Genomic DNA, 16,495 nt, shown 5'->3' on the forward strand with positions numbered 1-16,495 from the left:
GGGATCGGTGTTCGCCTCGGAGCCGAGGGGGTCGAGGCGAACACCGACGGTCCGCTTCCGGTGTTTCAGTCCAGAATTCCCGCGCCGGCGAAGGCTCGTTCGGAGCGGATCAGCTCCAGCAGCCGTCCCATCCAGTTCCGGCCTTCTGTTCCGTGCTGATCCCAGTAGTGCGAGGACATCTCGGTGTAGAGGAGCCGCGTCGCTCCGGTCGCCATGAGGACGGCCGCGAGCTTCGGATGCTCGACGGAGCTAGCCGCCGGGCCGCAAAGGGGCGTAGCGGTACATGCGGTATGCGGTGGGAAGCGGGCCGGTGACCGTTTCCGGAGTGACGGCGAATCCGAGTCGCCGTCCCAGAATCGCCATCATCGCGATCGAACTGTCGCCGATCGTCGACGACACCGGCCGGGGCGGCGAGCCACGCCCAGTCGGGATCGAGGCGGTATCGCGCGTCGACCGGTGACGTCTCCGCTCCTAAGCAGACACTCAGCCCCAAGTAACCGGAAGCTCGTGGACCCCGTAAATGTTCATGTTCGTCCGCAACGGCACCTCCTCAGCCGGAACCGCGAGCCGCAAGTCCGGGAAACGGCGGAACAATCCCTCGAACCCAGCCCGCATCTCGATACGAGCCAGCTGCTGCCCGAGACACTGATGAATCCCGTGCCCGAACGCCACCTGCCCCCGGACCTTCCGGTGCACGTCAAGCACATCGGGGTTCTCGAAGCGACCCGGATCGCGGTTGGCGGCGAGCAGCGACACGACCACAGTCGATCCAGCCGGAATCGTCTCGCCGCCGAGCTCGACGTCCTCGGTCGCGTAGCGGTAGAAGATGTCGGCCACCGACAGGTAGCGCATCAGTTCCTCCACCGCGTTGGAGAACAGCGACGGGTCCGCGCGCAGTTCGGCCAGCGGCGCGGGGTTCTCGAGCAGCGCGAAGGCACCCAGCGACAGCATGTTCGCGGTCGTCTCGTGCCCGGCCAGCAACAGCAGGAACGACATCCCAGTCAGCTCTTCGATGCTGAGATCCTCGTCGCGAGCCAGATCAGACAGAATGTCCTCGCCAGGCTCAGCACGCTTGTCCGCACACAGCTGGCCCAGGTACCCCATCATCGCGCCAAAAGCGGCCATCTTGTCTTCGAGGTTCACGTCCCGTTCCATGAACTTCGACGAGTTCGCCTGGAAGGTCTCGCGGTCGGCGTAGGGAACGCCGAGCAGCTCGCAGATCACCAGCGACGGCACCGGAAGCGCGAACTCCCGCACGAGATCGATCGGCGGCGCCAGCTGCGCGACGGCGTCCAGCTGCTCTTCGGTGATCTTGATGATCCCGTCTTCGAGCTGCTTCATCCGCTTGACGGTGAACGCGCCGGTGAGCTTGCGCCGCAACCGGGTGTGGTCGGGGGCGTCCATGCTGATGAACAAGCCGGGGATCTGCGGCGACGGCTCGGTCGCGACCGGCATCCCCGGCGTCTCGTATGGCACGTGGACCACGCCGAGGTCCAGTCGGTTAGAGAACCGCGCGTCGGACATGACGTGGCGGACCGCGTCGTAGCCGGTGATCAGCCAGCCCTCGTGGCCGTCCGGGAACTGCATCGGGCTGACCGGGCGGGTTTCGCGCAGCGCGGTGATCGCGGCGGGCGGGTCGAACGGGCCGGCGTCGCGGTCCATCGGCAGGCCCTGGACCGGGGAAAGCTGCTGGCTCATCGGAAATCCTCTCGTGGTGGCTTGATGTCACCACGATCGCGGAGAGGCCAGACACCGGGCGGTCACGGCGCTGACACGGGCCGGGAGCCGCGTCAGGGCGCGAGGGGCGCCGCGACCAGTTCGGTCCACGAGCTCGCCGCGCCGTCCTGCGTGGCCTGGTCGAATGCTTTGTCGCGGAGGTGGTTGCGCGCCTCCTGTTCGATCCGTGTCACGTCCGGGTTCGACAGGTCTTTCCGGCCGAGTACCTGCGCGCTCGCCGCCAGCAGCCGCGCGGCGTGGTCGTACTGTGCACGCCGCAATGCCAGGTCAGCGACCCCGACGACCATCTGCGCGATCACTGGCGCGCGGCCGGTTTCCGCTGCCGCGTCGCAGGCGGCGGCACGGTGTTCGCGCGCCTTATCGAGGTCGGCGGTGAACCAGGCGTGCAGGTCGTGGGTCGCGGCCCGCAGGTGCGGTTGCCGCGCTTCTTCTCCCAGCAGGCTCATCGCCTGGCCGAATTGGTCGAAGGCGTCCTGCTCGTTGCCGTTCCACCGGGCCAATTCGGTCCGGACCAAGGCGAGCGACGCCAGCGTCCCGGGCCAGGTGACGCCTTCGGCGAGGCTTTCCGCCTCGGCCACCGCGGCGGCGCTGGCGTCCTTGTCCCCGGCGAGCCAGTGCAGCCGGGCCTGCCGCATGCGCATCTGGACGACGTCGTCGAGCGCGTCCAGTTCGGTGACGACGGCGATCGCCTGGTCGAAGTGCTCGCTGGCCTCGGCGAATTCGCCGCGCATGGCCACGCAATCGGCGAGTTCGGTCTGCGCGAACGAGATGCCGAACCGTTCGCCGAGCACCCGGAACTCGACCAGCGATTCGTCGAACCAGGATTCGCAGTCCTGGCCGAGCATCATCCGCAGCTTGCCGATGTGCAGCCGCGACAGCGCGCGCACCCACGGATCCTCGTCGCTCAGCAGTGACTCCCAGGCAGGCAGGAGCGCGTCCATGTCGTGCAGCATCATTTCCAGCGGCACCACCAGCCGCAGCGCCGCGTGGCGGTTCCGGTCGTGCTGGCCGAGTTCGTACGCCTGGTGGATCCACTTCGCGGCCTCCGGCATGTCGCCGGGTCCGGACGTGACGAACATCGAGGTCAGGGCGTACACGATGGCCTTGATCCCGTCGGGGACCTCGCCGGGGGTCGCGATCGCGGCGCTGATCAGCTCCATGCCCTCGGCCTTGCGGCCCACGAGCCACCAGTACCAGCCGCAGGCGGCGGCGAGCCGCATCGACGCGTGGGCGTCGCCGGCCGCGAGCGCGCCGCGCATCGCCGAGACGAGATTGTCGTGCTCTGCCTTGAGAACGGTGAGCCACTCCAACTGCTCGCCGCGGCGCAGGCGGGGTTCCGCGTTCTCGGCCAGCTCGGTGAAGTACGCGAGATGCGCCTGACGGGCGAGGTCCGTCTCCCCGGCCTCGGCGAGCCGTGCGGCGCTGTATTCCTTGATCGTGCCGAGCATCCGGTACCGAGGCCCGCCTTCGCCGAACGCGACGAGCAGGGACTTGTCGCTGAGCGCGGTGAGCAGGTCCAGCACCTCGTACTCGTCGACCAAGTCGCCCGCGCAGACCCGCTCCGCTGCCGCCAAGCTTGCACCGCCGGCGAACACCGACAGCCTGCTCAGCACGAGCCGTTCGCCGTCGCTGAGCAGCTCCCAGCTCCAGTCGACCATCGCGCGCAGTGTCCGGTGCCGGGGGAGAGCGGTGCGGCTGCCGCCGGTGAGCAGCCGGAACCGGTCGTCGAGGCGGTCCGCGAGCTGCTCGGCCGACAGCGTGCGGAGCCGGACCGCCGCGAGTTCGATCGCGAGCGGCATCCCGTCCAGCGCGGTGCAGATGCGGGCCAGCGTCCGGTCGTCGGCGAGGTCCTGGCGTCGCGTCGTCGCCCTGTCCCGCAGCAGCTGGACGGCCTCGGCCTGTGCGAGCGGTTCGACCGGCCACAGCGCCTCGCCGGTGATCCCCAGCGGTTCCCGGCTCGTCGCGAGGATCCGCAACCCGTGGCACTCGCCGAGCAGCCGGTGGGCGAGTGCGGCCGCGGACTCGATGACGTGCTCGCAGTTGTCCAGCACCAGCACCATTTCGCGGTCGCGGACCGCCGAGACCAGCCGGTCCACCGGATCCGCGGAGGACGCTTCCCCGAGCAGCGCGTCGCGCAGCCCGAGCCCGGACAGCGTGGCCTGCGCGACGTCGTCGCCGTTCCCGATGGCGGCCAGCTCCACCAGCCAGGCGCCGTGGTGCAGTCCGTCGACCAGCGTGCGGGCGGTTTCCGTTGCCAGCCGGGTCTTTCCCGACCCGCCGGGACCGGTCAAGGTGGTGAGCCGATGCCGCGACACCATGTCCCGGACGGCGGCGACATCGGCTTCTTTGCCGACGTAGCTGGTGAACTCGGCGCGCAGGTTGGTCTTGCGGCTTTCCTCGCGCCGTCCCACCTCGCCGCGCAGCAACGCGACGTGCAACGCGGACAGTTCGGGCGACGGATCGGCACCCAGCTCGTCGACCAGCGTCTCCCGGAGGCGCTGAAACGCTTGCAGCGCTTCGGTGTTCCGACCTGCGGCGGCGAGCGCGCGCATGAGTGCGGCGACGAGCTTTTCCCGCACCGGGTTCGCGGCCACCAGGTCGGTCAGTTCCGCGACGAGGTCCGCGCCGCGGCCGAGATCGAGTTCTGCTTCGAACCGGTCTTCCATGGCCGCCAGACGCAGAGCCTCGAGCCGGGTGGCCGCCGCGTCGAACGCCTCGCTGTCCTGCAAGCCGACGTCCTGCATCGCGGGCCCGCGCCACAATTCGAGCGCTTCGCGCAGCCGCCCAGGCCCGTGGTCGTCCCGGGCCTGGGCAACAAGCCGCTCGAAGCGCACCGCGTCGACCGCGTCCGGGTCGAGCGCGAGCCGGTAGCCGTCCGTCAGTCCTTCGACGACGGCTCCCGGCAATGCCTTGCGCAGCCGGGAAACCAGGCGTTGCAAGGCATTCGCGGCCTCGGCGGGCGGATGCTCGCCCCAGATCCAGTCGATCAGCGTCGCCTTGGGAACGACCTGGCCCGGCCGGAGCGCGAGGGCGACGAGCAGTCCGCGCAGGCGCGCGCCCGGAACGTCGGCCACGTCGCCGTCGCGGACCTCGAACGGACCCAGGATCTTGATCTGCACCTGCACGATCCTGCCATCCGATCGGGTGGTCAGGCAGCGGGATAGAGAACGATGTCGTCGAGCCGCGTGCGGGCGTGGACCTTGAGCGCGGCGCCCGAGCTGTCCGGCGCGCCGAGAGTGCTGCGGACCAGGCCTTTCGTGCTCTTCGCGTCGACGTCGGCGGCGATGCCCGCGCTGACGCCGACCTCGATCCCGCCCGCCGCGTTCGACAGCTCCACCTGGCCGCGCGTGACCCGGCCGATCCGGATCGGGCAGTTGGCCGCCTTGGCGACGACGCTGCCGTCGGCCGTCCCGATGTCGAAGCTGCCGTTCGAGCCGCCGAGGTCGATGTCGGCGCGGGCGTGGCCGATCCAGACCTTGCCGCTCGTGCCCTGATAGCGGATCTCGCCGTCGGCCTCGCCGATGCGCAGACCGGCCGTGCTGCCCTCGATGACTGCTGCGCCGGCGACGTGGCCGACCGCGAGCCCGCCCGCGCCGAGGTTGCCGTGCAGCGCGGCGACCCGGTCGAGCTGAACCTGGCCCGAGCCGATGTTGACGTCGCAGTCGCCGAGGATGCCGTCCGCCCGCACTTCGGTCCAGGCCGTGTTCAGGACGAGCTTCGATCCGGCGGGCAGTTCGATCGCGATCTCGACGGAGCCGGTCTGGCTGCCGGACTTGGTGGTCTTGACCGACAGCACGCCGTCGGCGAACTCGACCTTGGTCTTCTCGGCGACCTTCACGTCGGTGGAGTTCGCCGCGTTGACGGGCTGCACCCGGACGACGGTGTCGGTGCGCTCGCTGGCCGCGATCCGGACGCGGGCGCCGGCGGTGGTGAGGGCGGCGGTGATGGGGTTGGGGGTGGTGAACGTGGACATTTCCGGTCTCCTTGGGGTGGCTCGGTGGTTCGTTGTGACCACATTCGCCTGCCGGGGAGACACGTGGCTGTCACGGCTCAGACGCCGAGGATCGCCGGTGTCAGCGGCGGTGTCAGCGGGAACTGGCGGCGCACTGGGGGCTCGAGCCACCCGCGCTGATCGGCCACGACATCGGCGGCGGGATCGTGGTCCGGGGCATTTCGCGCCCGAGGACAATCCCGCCGCTACCGCCGAGGCGCTGCTGCGTTTGCTCGGATGATCCGGTCTGACGATAAGAAATGGTGATCGAGAACAATGCAAACGCAAGCGAAAGGGACCTGATTTCCTGCGCCACTCGGCCCAATTCGCCGCCGAATCGCTTTCGCTGCTCCCCGGTTGTGGTGAACTCGGGCGCCAGAACGTCTTCGCGATCAAAGGGGATATGTCGTGGTGATTCTTTCCTTGCTGGGTTCGAGTGTGCTGGCGGCCGGAGTGCTTACGACGTCCGGGACGGCCGTCGCGCCGGTTCCTTGCGACGCGGTCGGTCTCAGTTCCGCCATCGCATCCGCCAACGCGCATCCGGGAAGTTCGATCGACCTGGCGGAGAATTGCACGTACCAGCTCACCGCGGCGTTGCCCGCGATCACCGCGCCGACGACCGTCAACGGCCATCACGCTACTCTCGCCCGCACGCAAACTGCCGTGCCTTTTCGCATTCTCCGCACTGACGCGGCCGGGGTGTCGATTTCCGATCTTTCGGTCACCGGCGGCCGCACCGCGCCGGGAGAAGACGGCGGTGGCATCCTCAACACCGGTTCGCTCGCGCTGCTCCGGGTGACGATCCGCGGCAATTCCACCGGTGACGGCCTGCCTGCCGCGGACGGCGGGTCCGGGGGCGGCGTGTTCAGTTCGGGCGGCACGCTGTCGATCACCGACTGCACGGTCACCGGCAACGCCACGGGCAACGGCGGTCCCTGGGCCAGAGTCGGCACGGGCGGTTTCCCCGGTTCGGGCGGCAGTGGCGGCGGGGTCGCGGTCCGCCAGGGCGCCTTGACGGTCGAGCACAGTTCGGTCGGCGGAAACCGGACCGGGAGCGGCGGAGACAGCTCGACGGCTCCCGGTGCCGAGGGGGACAACTGGGCGCACGGCGGACACGGCGGCGGGATCTGGAGCACCCAGCACACCACGGTCGCCGACAGTTCCGTTTGCGACAACAAGGCGGGCGGCGGCGGGATCGGCGGACCGCTCGGAAGCTCGCCCAGCGGATCCGCCGGTCATGGCGGCCCCGGCGGAAACGGCGGCGGGGCCTACGTCGCGGGCGAGACCACGTTCGCCCGCAGCACGGTGTGCCGCAACACCTCCGGCGACGCGGGCACCGGGGGCAGCGGCACGACCCGCGGCTACGACGGTAACGCGGGCGACGGAGGCGGAATCTGGACCGGCGCGGGCGCGACGGCCCTCGACGGCACGACGATCGCCGACAACCGCACCGGCTCGCCCGGCACCGTCCGGCCGGGAACCCCCGGCTCCGGCGGCGGGGTCTACGACCACATCGGCGAGCTGACCGTCACCGGAGGCCAATTCGCGCGCAACCGCGCCGGACAAGACGGCGGAGGCGTCGCGCTGCACAGCACTCGGAAGCGGCCGCTCGCGCAGTTCCGGATAACCGGGGCGAGGATCGCCGACAACGTCGCGGGCGGCAACGGCGGCGGCATCGCGGTCTCCAACGTCCACGGCGCCGCGACCCACGTTCTGGCCGACAGCGTGGTCACCGGGAACACCGCGGCCAGGGGCGGCGGGATGCACGTCGGCTCCGGCAACACGGTGAAGCTGGACCACGCCACCGTCACCGGCAACCACCCCGACGACTGCGACCCGGTCGGCTGCCAGGGGGCCGCGCGGGTCGGATGAGGATCGTCCATCAGGGAGTCCTGACCGTGGTGAACGGGAACCTCCGCCTCGGGCGGCTGCAGACCGCTGTGCGGACGGAGTACAAGACTGGCAAGGGATACGAGCAGCTCAACCAGGAGAGCACCGTCAGCCGCCTGTTCGGGAATCTCGACTACGGCATGTGCGTCCGGAACGTCGAGACGCTCCTCGCTTGGGACCGGCAGGACGTGCATGACTGGGTGAAGGGCGCCTCCAGCTCTCCTTATCCTCCCAATCACAGTCCGGCCTGGGGCAACTAGCAGGCTTGCAGTGCGGCGGCACGCATTCGTTCGTCCGCGAGGAAGGGAGCGGTCATCGGGCTGAGCACGACGCCGGGAGACTTCCATCCGCGACGCCCGCTCATGCCGGTGAGCGTGCGTACCATTTAGTCCGTTGGCCTAGGAGGAAGCCGTTGGAGCTCACGGAGCGGCTGGCAGCAGTCACGGCGCTTTTCGAGGTGCACCGCAAGGCACCGTTCCCGAGCCGGTACCGAGGCGGCGCCGACGTGGCAGGCTTCGACATGGTGCTGCTTGATGCGCACCCCGCCGGTTGCGTTTCCACCTGGCTGCAGCGGCAGGGTCTCCTGGACGACTGGAGATGGAACATCCTCGCCGAATACAAACAGCGGCTCATCCGGGTTATCCCCGAACTGGACGCCTACGGTCGCGAGTACTACCAACGACTCCTGGACATGACGGTATTGGTACTGGAGGCGGACTCCCCGTAGCGGCGGGACTGCCGACGCGAAGACGCGGGGCGCGGTTCAAGTTCCTGCGGGTGCTCGCCGGGAGCTGACCGCGCCCGCTGGGCGCTACGATGCCGGACGTGTCGCTCGACCGCGTTGAGGGGATCCCAGGGCTGCAGTACCGGGTGTCGGACTCGCCCTACATCGAGGGCGTGTACCGGGTGGGGCCGGACGGCGGGCAGGGCGGTTTCGCGCCGGAGCGCATGGTGTCGGTCGTGAACTCGAACTGGGAGCTGCTGGTGTGGGCGTCGGCCGGGGCGACCGCTGTGTCGGTCCGCGGTCCCGAGACGCGGCCCACTGTGGTTCCGTTGGGCGGCGGGCTGGGCAGCGCCTTCGGCGTGATCTTCCGGCACGGCGCATTTCTGCGAAACCTGCCCGTGGGCGGCCTGGTGGACGGCACCGTGTCGAGCCCGTTCACGACGCCGCGCTCGTTCGTGCTGCAGAACACCGAGTGGGAGATCCCCACCTACGAGAACGCGGAAACGTTCGTGGACCGCCTGGTCCGGGCGGGATTGCTGGTGCGCGACCCGCTGGTGGCCGACGTCCTCGCCGGGGAGCGGCCGGTGCTGGTCACCCCGCGCTCGGTGCAGCGCCGGGTCTCCGCGGCCACGGGCCTGACGCAGGGCATGATCCGGCAGATCGAGCGCGCGCGGCGGGCCACGATGCTGCTGCGCCAGGGCGTGGCCGCGACCGATGTCGTGCATCTGGTCGGGTATCACGACCAGCCGCACCTGGCGCGGTCGCTGACGCGGTTCGTCGGCCGGACGGCGACCCAGCTGCGGCGGCCCGACGCCGGCGAGATGGTGTCGCTCCTGTACAAGACCGACGCCGAGGTAGCGCCGTAGGTTCTCAGTCAGCCGGAACGACCGGCCGCCGGAACCGAGGAGCACCAATGGCTTTCACACAGATCTACGTCAACTTGCCGGTCGCCGACCTGGACGCGAGCACGGCGTTCTACACGGCGCTGGGCGGCGAGCTCAACCCGCAGTTCACCGACGAGACGTCCGCGCAGGTCGTCCTCGGCGAGGCGGTGACCGTGCAGCTCATGACACACGAGCAGTTCAGCCAGTTCACCTCGCGGCCGGTGGCCTCCGGAGGCGCGATCGAGTCGATCCTCGCGTTGCCCGCCGAGTCGAAAGAGGAGGTCGACCGGCTGGCCGACGCCGCCGTCAAAGCAGGCGGGTCCGAACCGCGCCTGCCGCAGGACATGGGCTGGCTCTACAACCGCGCGGTGGACGACCCGGACGGCCACAGCTGGGAGCTGCTCTCGTTCGACGCCTCGGCAATGCCCGGCACACCGGAATGACGTTGGCTGCCTTCTGGCGGGGCTCCGGGCCGCCGCTCGGTCAGGGTTGCCGCCGAGGGCGATTCCCTCGGCGGCTTCGCTAAACGGATATTCGGAAAAACTCCGGCAAAAGGCTTGGTCCGTTCGGGTAGTTTGCTCCGCGCTGGGCCGAGAGCCGCGCGCCCGATGGTTTCCTCGGGGTGATCCCGGGCCCGATGCGCGGAGGCGGTGGAGATGAGCGATCCGTTGTCGAACGGGACCGGTGACCGGGCCGCGCAGGTGGACCAGTGGGTGGCGCGGGCGAAGGAGAAAGCTCAGCGCTACCAGGAGATGCAATCGGCGATCGGCCGGGTGTCGGTGACCGAGTCGTCCCGGGACGGGCTGGTGACCGTCACCGTGGACTCGGCCGGGAACGCGACCGACCTGCGGATCACCGACAAGGTCCGGGAACTGTCGGGCGAGCAGGTGGCGACCGCGGTGCTGACCGCGATGCGGCGTGCGCAGGCCCGGCTGCCGGAGCGGCTCGGCGAGGTGATGACCGAGACCATCGGGGACGACCGGGACACGATCGACACCGTGGTGGGCCGGTACCGGGAGAAGTTCCCGGAGCCGGAGCCCGAGACGCCCGCGCCGCCGGCGGACCCGGCCTCGCGGCAGTCCCTCGGGCAACTGGAGGAGGAGCCGCCACCGCCTACCCCCTCAACACCGAAACCGAAGCCGCCGAGCCGTCCGAAGGACGACAGCCGCGGCGACGACGGAGACGAGGGCTTCGAAGATCGGTCGTTCCTGACGAGAGGCTGACGGTTCTCGGCTGGCGAATGGGGGATCGAAGTGGGTGAAGCGGACGGCGGATACACCGTCGACCCGGAACAGCTGTCGGCGCACGCGAAAACCGTGCAGCAGGTCGGGGCCGAACTGGGGCAGGCGCTGGCGGCGGCCGAACAGGTGACGATGGGGGTGCAGGCGTACGGCCTGATCTGCGGGCCGCTGTTCGTCCCGATGGTGCTCGCGGTGTCCGCCCCTGGACTGATCACGCTGAAACTGGCGCAGGACGCGATGACATCGGTGTCGGACACCGTCTCGAAGGTCGCCGACGCCTACCGGCGGACGGAGGACGCGCACGTAACGACGCTCAAACCGCTGATGAGCCAGCTGGAGTCCGGCCGGTCAGGACCGGCGGCATGAGCAACCCGCTGGTCGCCGCCAAACAGGACTCGACGACGTGGCATTCCGGGATCAACGTCATCGACGACGCGGCGAGCGCGTACGAGGGGATCTCCTCGGGTTCGTGGATCGAGGGCGGGATCGGCGCGCTCGGCGCGGGCCTGGACGTCCTGACGATGGCGATGAACCCGGTGGGGACCTTGATCTCCTACGGGCTGAACTGGCTGATCGAGCATGTCAAGCCGTTGCAGGACGCGCTGAACCAGCTCGCCGGGGACGCGGACCAGATCGCGGCGTACGCGCAGACCTGGAAGAACGTGGCCGCCGCCGTCGACAAGGCCGCGAAGGATCTGGCCGCGGGCGTCGCGAAGGAGACCGCGCACTGGACCGGCTCGGGCGCGGACGCCTACCGCGCGAACCTCAAGGAGAAGACCGATCATCTCGGCGCCGCGTCGACCTGTGCGGCGGCGGTCGGCACGGTGGTCGAGATCGTCGGGGTGATCACCGGCGCGGTGCGGATGCTCGTCCGCGACATGGTCACCCAGGCGGTCGGAGACTTCATCCAGGACGCGCTGGAGGAGGTCTGCTCGCTCGGCCTCGGCACTCCCGTGGTGGTCGCACAGGTCGTCGAGCAGGTGTCGGCGTGGGTCGAGAAGATCGGCGCGGTCATCAAGAAGCTGATCAACTCGGTCGAAAAGCTGCGGCCGTTGATGAGCAAGCTCGAGGAGATCTTCGCGGCGGTCAAGAAAGTCATGGCCGCTCTGCACGGCCGCGCGGGCGGCGAGGAACCGCACCTCGGCGGCGAGGGCACGCACCCGTCCTCCGCCGAAGGCACGCACGCCACCGGGCCGGAGGGCAGCGCGGACCCGCGCTCCGGTTCGTTGCGGGACGACGCGGCCAACCCCGCGGACCGGGCGCAGGAACCCACCGGCCGCTGCGGGCGGAAGGAACCCGTCGACGCGGCCACCGGCGAAATGTTCATGGTGCAGACCGATGTCGAGCTGCCGGGCGTCCTGCCGCTGGTGCTGCGCCGGACCCACGTGTCCTCCTACCGTTCGGGGAGGCTGTTCGGCCCGTCCTGGTCGTCCACTTTGGACCAGCGGCTGGAGTTCGACGAGCGGGGCGTGTGCTTCGCCGGCCCCGACGGGGTGATCCTGGTCTATCCGCTCCCTCCGGCGGCCGGCGCCACGGTGCTGCCCGTCGTGGGCTCGCGATGGCCGTTGGGGCGGTCCGCGGACGGCGGGTACGTGCTCAGCCAGCCGGAAACCGGTCGGACGCTGCATTTTCCTCCGCCGGAGGACGGTCTCGCCCCGCTCGCCGTCGTCGCCGATCGCCGGGGCAACCGGATCGAGTTCGACCGCGACTCCGACGGCGTGCCCACGGCCGTGCGCCACTCGGGCGGCTACCGCGTCGCGGTGGACAGCGAGGACGGCCGGGTGACCGGACTCCGCCTCGTGAACGGGCCTGGCGACGAGATCGCGCTGACCGGGTTCGGGTACGCCGGCGCTCGGCTGGCCTCGGTCACGAACTCGTCCGGACAGGCAATGCGGTTCAGCTACGACGGAGCCGGGCGCGTCGTCCGCTGGGACGACCGGATCGGCGAGTGGTACGCCTACACCTACGACCACGAAGGCCGGTGCGTGCGGACCGACGGCGCGGGCGACATGCTGACCGGCGCCTTCGAGTACGACACCGCGAACCGGATCACCCGCGAGACCGACTCGCTCGGCAATGTCAGCACCTACCACTTCGACGAACTGCACCAGCTGACGCGAGAAGTGGACCCGCTCGGCAACGAGACCAGGTACGAGTGGGACGGGCTCCGCAGACTGGCTTCCCGCACCGACCCGACCGGCCGTACGACGCGGCACGCCTACGACGACGACGGCAATCTCGTCGCTGTCACGCGCCCGGACGGCAGCCAGAGCTTGGCCGAGTACAACGATTTCCGGCAGCCGGTGACGGTGGTGCAGCCGGACGGCGGGATCTGGCGGCGGACGTACACCGCCGCGGGCGACCTCGCCAGCGTCACCGATCCGGCGGGCGCGACGATCCGGTATTCCTACGACGCGAGGGGTTTCCTCGCCGCCATCACCGATCCGGCCGGCGGCACCAAGAGGATCGAGACCGACGCGGCCGGGCTGCCGGTGCGGGTGACCGGGCCTCGCGGCGAGGTGAGCACGTGCACCCGGGACCGGTTCGGCCGGATCGCGACCTTCACCGACGCCGGCGGGAACACCACCCGGCTGGCCTGGACGGTGGAGGGCAGGCTGCTGTCGCGGACGCTGCCGGGCGGCGCCTGCGAGCGCTGGCGCTACGACGCGGAAGGCGGCCAGACCGAGCGGGTGGACGCACTGGGCAACCGCACCCGCGTCGAGCTGACCCATTTCGGGCTGCCGAAGGTCCGGACCGAGACGGACGGATCCCGGCTCGAATACGAGTACGACACTGAGCTGCGCATCCTCGCGGTCCGCAACGCGCTCGGCCTGACCTGGCGCTACGAGTACGACGCCGCCGGACGGCTGGTCAGCGAGACGGACTTCAACGGCCGGCTGCTCCGCTACGAGCGGGACGGCGCCGGGCGCGTGGAACGACGCACGAACGGCGCCGGCGAATCCACCGTCTTCGTCCGCGACGCGCTCGGCGCGGTAGTGGAGCGCAGGTCGGCGGATGCCGTCACCACGTTCGGCTACGACGAGATGGGCCGGCTGAGCCGGGCGGTCAACGGCGACGCGGAGGTGGTCTTCGAACGGGACGCGCTCGGCCGGGTGCTGGCCGAGACGGTCAACGGTCGCACGCTCCGGTCGGAATTCGACGTCGCCGGGCGGCGGATCGCCCGCACCACGCCGACCGGGAAGCGCAGCGTCTGGGAGTACGACGCGAGCCACCGGCCGACCGCCCTGCGCACCGGCGGGCACGTGATGAGCTTCGGCTACGACCAAGCGGGCCACGAGATCGAACGGCTGCTCGACACCGGCACCGTTCTGGCACAGGCGTGGGACGCCGATCATCGGCTCCTTTCCCAGACCGTGTCCGCCGCGACGGGCGGCTCGGCGCAGCCGCGCCTGGTGCAGCGGCGGGCCTACCACTACCGGCCCGACGGCCTGCTCACCGGGATCGACGACGAACTCGCCGGACCGAGCCGGTTCGAACTCGACCAAGCCGGACGGGTCACCGGCGTAGCGGCCGCGCACGGCGTGGAGCAGTACGCCTATGCGCCGACAGGCGTCCTCGCCGCGTCGGCGCTGCCGGGCGAGATGCTCGCCCCGCGGGAGTTCGACGGCGCTCTGCTGCGCTCGTCGGGCGGGCTGCGGTACCGGCACGACGCCCAGGGCCGCGTCGTCCTGCGCCAGCGCAAGCGGCTGTCCGCGAAACCCGCGACCTGGCACTACCGCTGGGACAGCGAGGACCGTCTGGTCGGCGTCACCACTCCCGACGGGACCCGGTGGCGCTACCGTTACGACCCGCTCGGCCGCCGCATCGCCAAGCAGCGGCTCGGCCCGGACGGCGCCCAGGTGGCCGAGCAGGTCGATTTCGTCTGGGACGGCAGCACGCTCGCGGAGCAAGTGCACAACGGTTCCGCCGCGACCACCTGGGATTGGGCGCCCGGCGGACGGCAGCCGGTGAGCCAGACCCAGCGCGACCGCGGGCAGGAATGGGTCGACCGGCAGTTCTACTCGATTGTCACCGACCTCGTCGGCACCGCGGCCGAGCTCGTCGACGAACAGGGGAACGTGGCCTGGCGCCGGCAGAGTTCGCTGTGGGGAGAGATGCTCGGGCGCCGGACGGACCGGGCGAGCACGCCGCTGCGTTTCCCCGGCCAGTACTTCGACGCCGAGAGCGGGCTGCACTACAACTACCACCGCTACTACGATCCGGCCGCGGGACAGTATGTTTCGCACGATCCCCTCGGGCTCGCGCCGTCCCCGAACACCCAGGGCTACGTCGTCAACCCCACCGGCTGGATCGACCCGTTCGGCCTCGAGGGCTGCACTTTCGGCAACCAGCAACCGGAAAGCCTCGACGCGGAGCGGGAAGTGATGCGCCGCAACGGGGTCACGCCGACGACCCCCGGCACGCCCGAATTCGACGCGATGATCAACTCGGGGGACGGGCAGCTCAAGTGGGTGGTCACCGACAGCGGGGAGCTGCGCGTCGCGCCGCACACGGTGAACGGCGACGAAATCAGCCACGCCGCCATCGCGGACGGCAGCCGCGTCCGCGCGGCCGGGCAAGCGAACGTCGCGGGCGGCTCCGACGCCGGCTACTTCGGGCTCGAGATCGACAACCACAGCGGGCACTACTTCCACGGGGTGGAGCACGACGGGGACGCGGTGATCCAGGAGGGCGTCGACGCGTTCGGCCGCTACGGTGTCCCGGACACCTGGGAGAGGAGCCCGGTCGGTGGAGGCTGACGAACTCGACGCGCTGCGGTTCGCGGACCCGGCGGACCGGCGGGCCGGGCTGCTGGCCCTGCGGCCTCCGAACGCCGGGACGAACTGGTGGCTCGGCGTGGTCCAGCGCGTCACGCTGGCCGCGACCGGCCCCGCGACGCCCGAGACAGAGCGGCGCGCGTGGGCGGAGTTGGCCGTGGCCGCTTTGGAAACCGCACTCGAGACCGGCGGCCTGGACGCCCGCGAGGTGGCGACCAGGGAAGCGAGACTCTGCCTCGCCTTAGCCCCAGCCGACCGGCCGCGGAGCCTGCGGCCGGACCAGGTCGCCCGTCGTTGCCTGACCCTCGCCGGGATTTCACCTGCTGAGGTCGCCGCGACGCCCTGGTCGTTGCGGGCCGAGGACGTACCGGTGATGCGGAAGTTGCGCCGGGTCCGCATCCTGGTGGTCCCAGCGCTGGAGCTGGCGGAGCAGGTCGAGGACGAAGAGCTGCGCGGCGAACTCGCCGAGTGGCGCGACATCGTCCCGACCCTGCCCTGACCCGGCTCGGAATCCTGAGCGCAACTATGGCGCCTTTCCGGATACTCGCACCCGAACAACGAGAAGTGTCCGCCGTGCTGGAACTGCCCCGCTGCGACGTCAGCCGGATTCCCGTCCGGGTCAACGGCGGCGTCGTTGACGCCGTGGGCATTTGCGCCTGGTGGGGCAGGAGGTCCGGTACGCAGCGGCCCAGGATGCGACCGCTCAGCCCTTCGCCCAAGAGTCGCCGTTGACTGTCTGGACGCACTCCCGGCTGGCGTATTCCCGGGCGGAAGTCCGCCTGTCCGGCGGGATGAAGGCTGCCAGCGACGACCGCTCGTGCTCGGTCATCGGGCGACGGTGCGGCGCTGTCCGTCCCACATGACCAGCACCGCCTCCGACTTCGCGCGGATGGTTCCGCCGGCCGAGACTCCCTCAGAAATCAGCACGCTCGACGTGCCCAGTTCCAGGACTGCCAGGGTCACCGTCACCGGGCCGTCCGCGGGCGTGATTTCGCGGCGGTAGCCGATGTGCTGAGAGCGGAGGACGCACGGCGGATGTGGTGTGCCGAGACTGGTGACCAGCCACTCGGCCCGCGTTTCCTCCAGCAGGCCGAGATACGCGGTCGCGGTGAGGTGGCCCAGCGCGTCTGTCTCGTGGGGCCGGCGTTGATGGTCGCTTCGCCACCTGGACGCACGGTATGCAGTCCCGGCCGCGTGGCCGAGCGGGCGGGCGGGTTCGCTGCCCGGCCGGGGGAGCATCTCCCAGCCGG

16 protein-coding genes are annotated in these 16,495 nt (G+C 70.3%); 10 read left to right on the plus strand and 6 right to left on the minus strand.

What is annotated here, in order from left to right:
- Nucleotides 1–65: 65 nt before the first annotated feature.
- Nucleotides 66–215, minus strand: a complete 150-nt coding sequence (locus ACWDNU_RS02510) for a hypothetical protein (protein ID WP_449667434.1) — start codon at nucleotides 213–215, stop codon at nucleotides 66–68.
- A 95-nt stretch (nucleotides 216–310) separates the two neighbouring features.
- Here ACWDNU_RS02510 and ACWDNU_RS02515 point away from each other — a divergent pair, with 95 nt between their 5' ends.
- Nucleotides 311–460, plus strand: coding sequence for a hypothetical protein (locus tag ACWDNU_RS02515; protein ID WP_449667435.1), 150 nt, complete (start codon nucleotides 311–313; stop codon nucleotides 458–460).
- A 23-nt stretch (nucleotides 461–483) separates the two neighbouring features.
- Here ACWDNU_RS02515 and ACWDNU_RS02520 read toward each other — a convergent pair whose 3' ends face one another.
- The 3 genes from ACWDNU_RS02520 to ACWDNU_RS02530 all read right to left on the minus strand — a co-directional run bounded on the left by ACWDNU_RS02520 (nucleotide 484) and on the right by ACWDNU_RS02530 (nucleotide 5,710).
- Nucleotides 484–1,698 carry a cytochrome P450 gene (locus ACWDNU_RS02520; RefSeq protein WP_449667436.1) on the minus strand — a complete coding sequence of 405 codons (1,215 nt, stop codon included), beginning with the start codon at nucleotides 1,696–1,698 and terminating at the stop codon, nucleotides 484–486.
- Between the two features lie 92 nt (nucleotides 1,699–1,790).
- Complete coding sequence (locus tag ACWDNU_RS02525) at nucleotides 1,791–4,856, minus strand: BTAD domain-containing putative transcriptional regulator (protein WP_449667437.1); 3,066 nt, start codon at nucleotides 4,854–4,856, stop codon at nucleotides 1,791–1,793.
- A 29-nt stretch (nucleotides 4,857–4,885) separates the two neighbouring features.
- Nucleotides 4,886–5,710 (minus strand): hypothetical protein, encoded by an 825-nt coding sequence (locus ACWDNU_RS02530; RefSeq protein WP_449667438.1) that lies wholly within the window; start codon nucleotides 5,708–5,710, stop codon nucleotides 4,886–4,888.
- 426 nt (nucleotides 5,711–6,136) lie between these two features.
- On the opposite strand from ACWDNU_RS02530, the gene ACWDNU_RS02535 reads away from it, so the two are divergent.
- The 9 genes from ACWDNU_RS02535 (at nucleotide 6,137) to ACWDNU_RS02575 (ending at nucleotide 15,744) form a co-directional block, all read left to right on the plus strand.
- Nucleotides 6,137–7,600 (plus strand): hypothetical protein, encoded by a 1,464-nt coding sequence (locus ACWDNU_RS02535; protein WP_449667439.1) that lies wholly within the window; start codon nucleotides 6,137–6,139, stop codon nucleotides 7,598–7,600.
- The gene (locus ACWDNU_RS02540) at nucleotides 7,597–7,878 is read left to right on the plus strand and encodes a hypothetical protein (RefSeq protein ID WP_449667440.1); all 282 of its coding nucleotides are present in this window, start codon (nucleotides 7,597–7,599) and stop codon (nucleotides 7,876–7,878) included. The genes ACWDNU_RS02535 and ACWDNU_RS02540 overlap by 4 nt, the downstream gene beginning before the upstream one ends.
- Nucleotides 7,879–8,030: 152 nt before the next feature.
- The gene (locus ACWDNU_RS02545; protein WP_370937081.1) at nucleotides 8,031–8,345 is read left to right on the plus strand and encodes a hypothetical protein; all 315 of its coding nucleotides are present in this window, start codon (nucleotides 8,031–8,033) and stop codon (nucleotides 8,343–8,345) included.
- 98 nt (nucleotides 8,346–8,443) lie between these two features.
- Nucleotides 8,444–9,208: a helix-turn-helix domain-containing protein gene (locus ACWDNU_RS02550; protein ID WP_449667441.1), complete on the plus strand. Its 765-nt coding sequence runs from the start codon at nucleotides 8,444–8,446 to the stop codon at nucleotides 9,206–9,208.
- A 47-nt stretch (nucleotides 9,209–9,255) separates the two neighbouring features.
- The gene (locus ACWDNU_RS02555) at nucleotides 9,256–9,669 is read left to right on the plus strand and encodes a VOC family protein (protein ID WP_449667442.1); all 414 of its coding nucleotides are present in this window, start codon (nucleotides 9,256–9,258) and stop codon (nucleotides 9,667–9,669) included.
- Nucleotides 9,670–9,882: 213 nt separating this feature from the next.
- A complete protein-coding gene (locus ACWDNU_RS02560) occupies nucleotides 9,883–10,449 on the plus strand; it encodes a YbaB/EbfC family nucleoid-associated protein (RefSeq protein ID WP_449667443.1) in 567 nt (188 codons plus the stop codon).
- Nucleotides 10,450–10,479: 30 nt separating this feature from the next.
- Nucleotides 10,480–10,833, plus strand: coding sequence for a type VII secretion target (locus ACWDNU_RS02565; RefSeq protein ID WP_449667444.1), 354 nt, complete (start codon nucleotides 10,480–10,482; stop codon nucleotides 10,831–10,833).
- Nucleotides 10,830–15,227, plus strand: coding sequence for a DUF6531 domain-containing protein (locus ACWDNU_RS02570; protein WP_449667445.1), 4,398 nt, complete (start codon nucleotides 10,830–10,832; stop codon nucleotides 15,225–15,227). The genes ACWDNU_RS02565 and ACWDNU_RS02570 overlap by 4 nt, the downstream gene beginning before the upstream one ends.
- Nucleotides 15,217–15,744 (plus strand): hypothetical protein, encoded by a 528-nt coding sequence (locus ACWDNU_RS02575; RefSeq protein ID WP_449667446.1) that lies wholly within the window; start codon nucleotides 15,217–15,219, stop codon nucleotides 15,742–15,744. Before ACWDNU_RS02570 ends, ACWDNU_RS02575 begins: the two co-directional genes overlap by 11 nt.
- A gap of 204 nt (nucleotides 15,745–15,948) precedes the next feature.
- On the opposite strand, the gene ACWDNU_RS02580 is transcribed toward ACWDNU_RS02575, so the two are convergent.
- Together ACWDNU_RS02580 and ACWDNU_RS02585 are read right to left on the minus strand one after the other, a co-directional pair.
- On the minus strand, nucleotides 15,949–16,074 hold the full coding sequence (locus ACWDNU_RS02580; protein ID WP_449667447.1) for a hypothetical protein: 126 nt from the start codon (nucleotides 16,072–16,074) through the stop codon (nucleotides 15,949–15,951).
- Complete coding sequence (locus tag ACWDNU_RS02585; protein WP_449667448.1) at nucleotides 16,071–16,484, minus strand: acyl-CoA thioesterase; 414 nt, start codon at nucleotides 16,482–16,484, stop codon at nucleotides 16,071–16,073. Before ACWDNU_RS02585 ends, ACWDNU_RS02580 begins: the two co-directional genes overlap by 4 nt.
- Between the last annotated feature and the right edge of the window lie 11 nt (nucleotides 16,485–16,495).

The organism is Amycolatopsis sp. NPDC003676 (genome assembly GCF_053587275.1).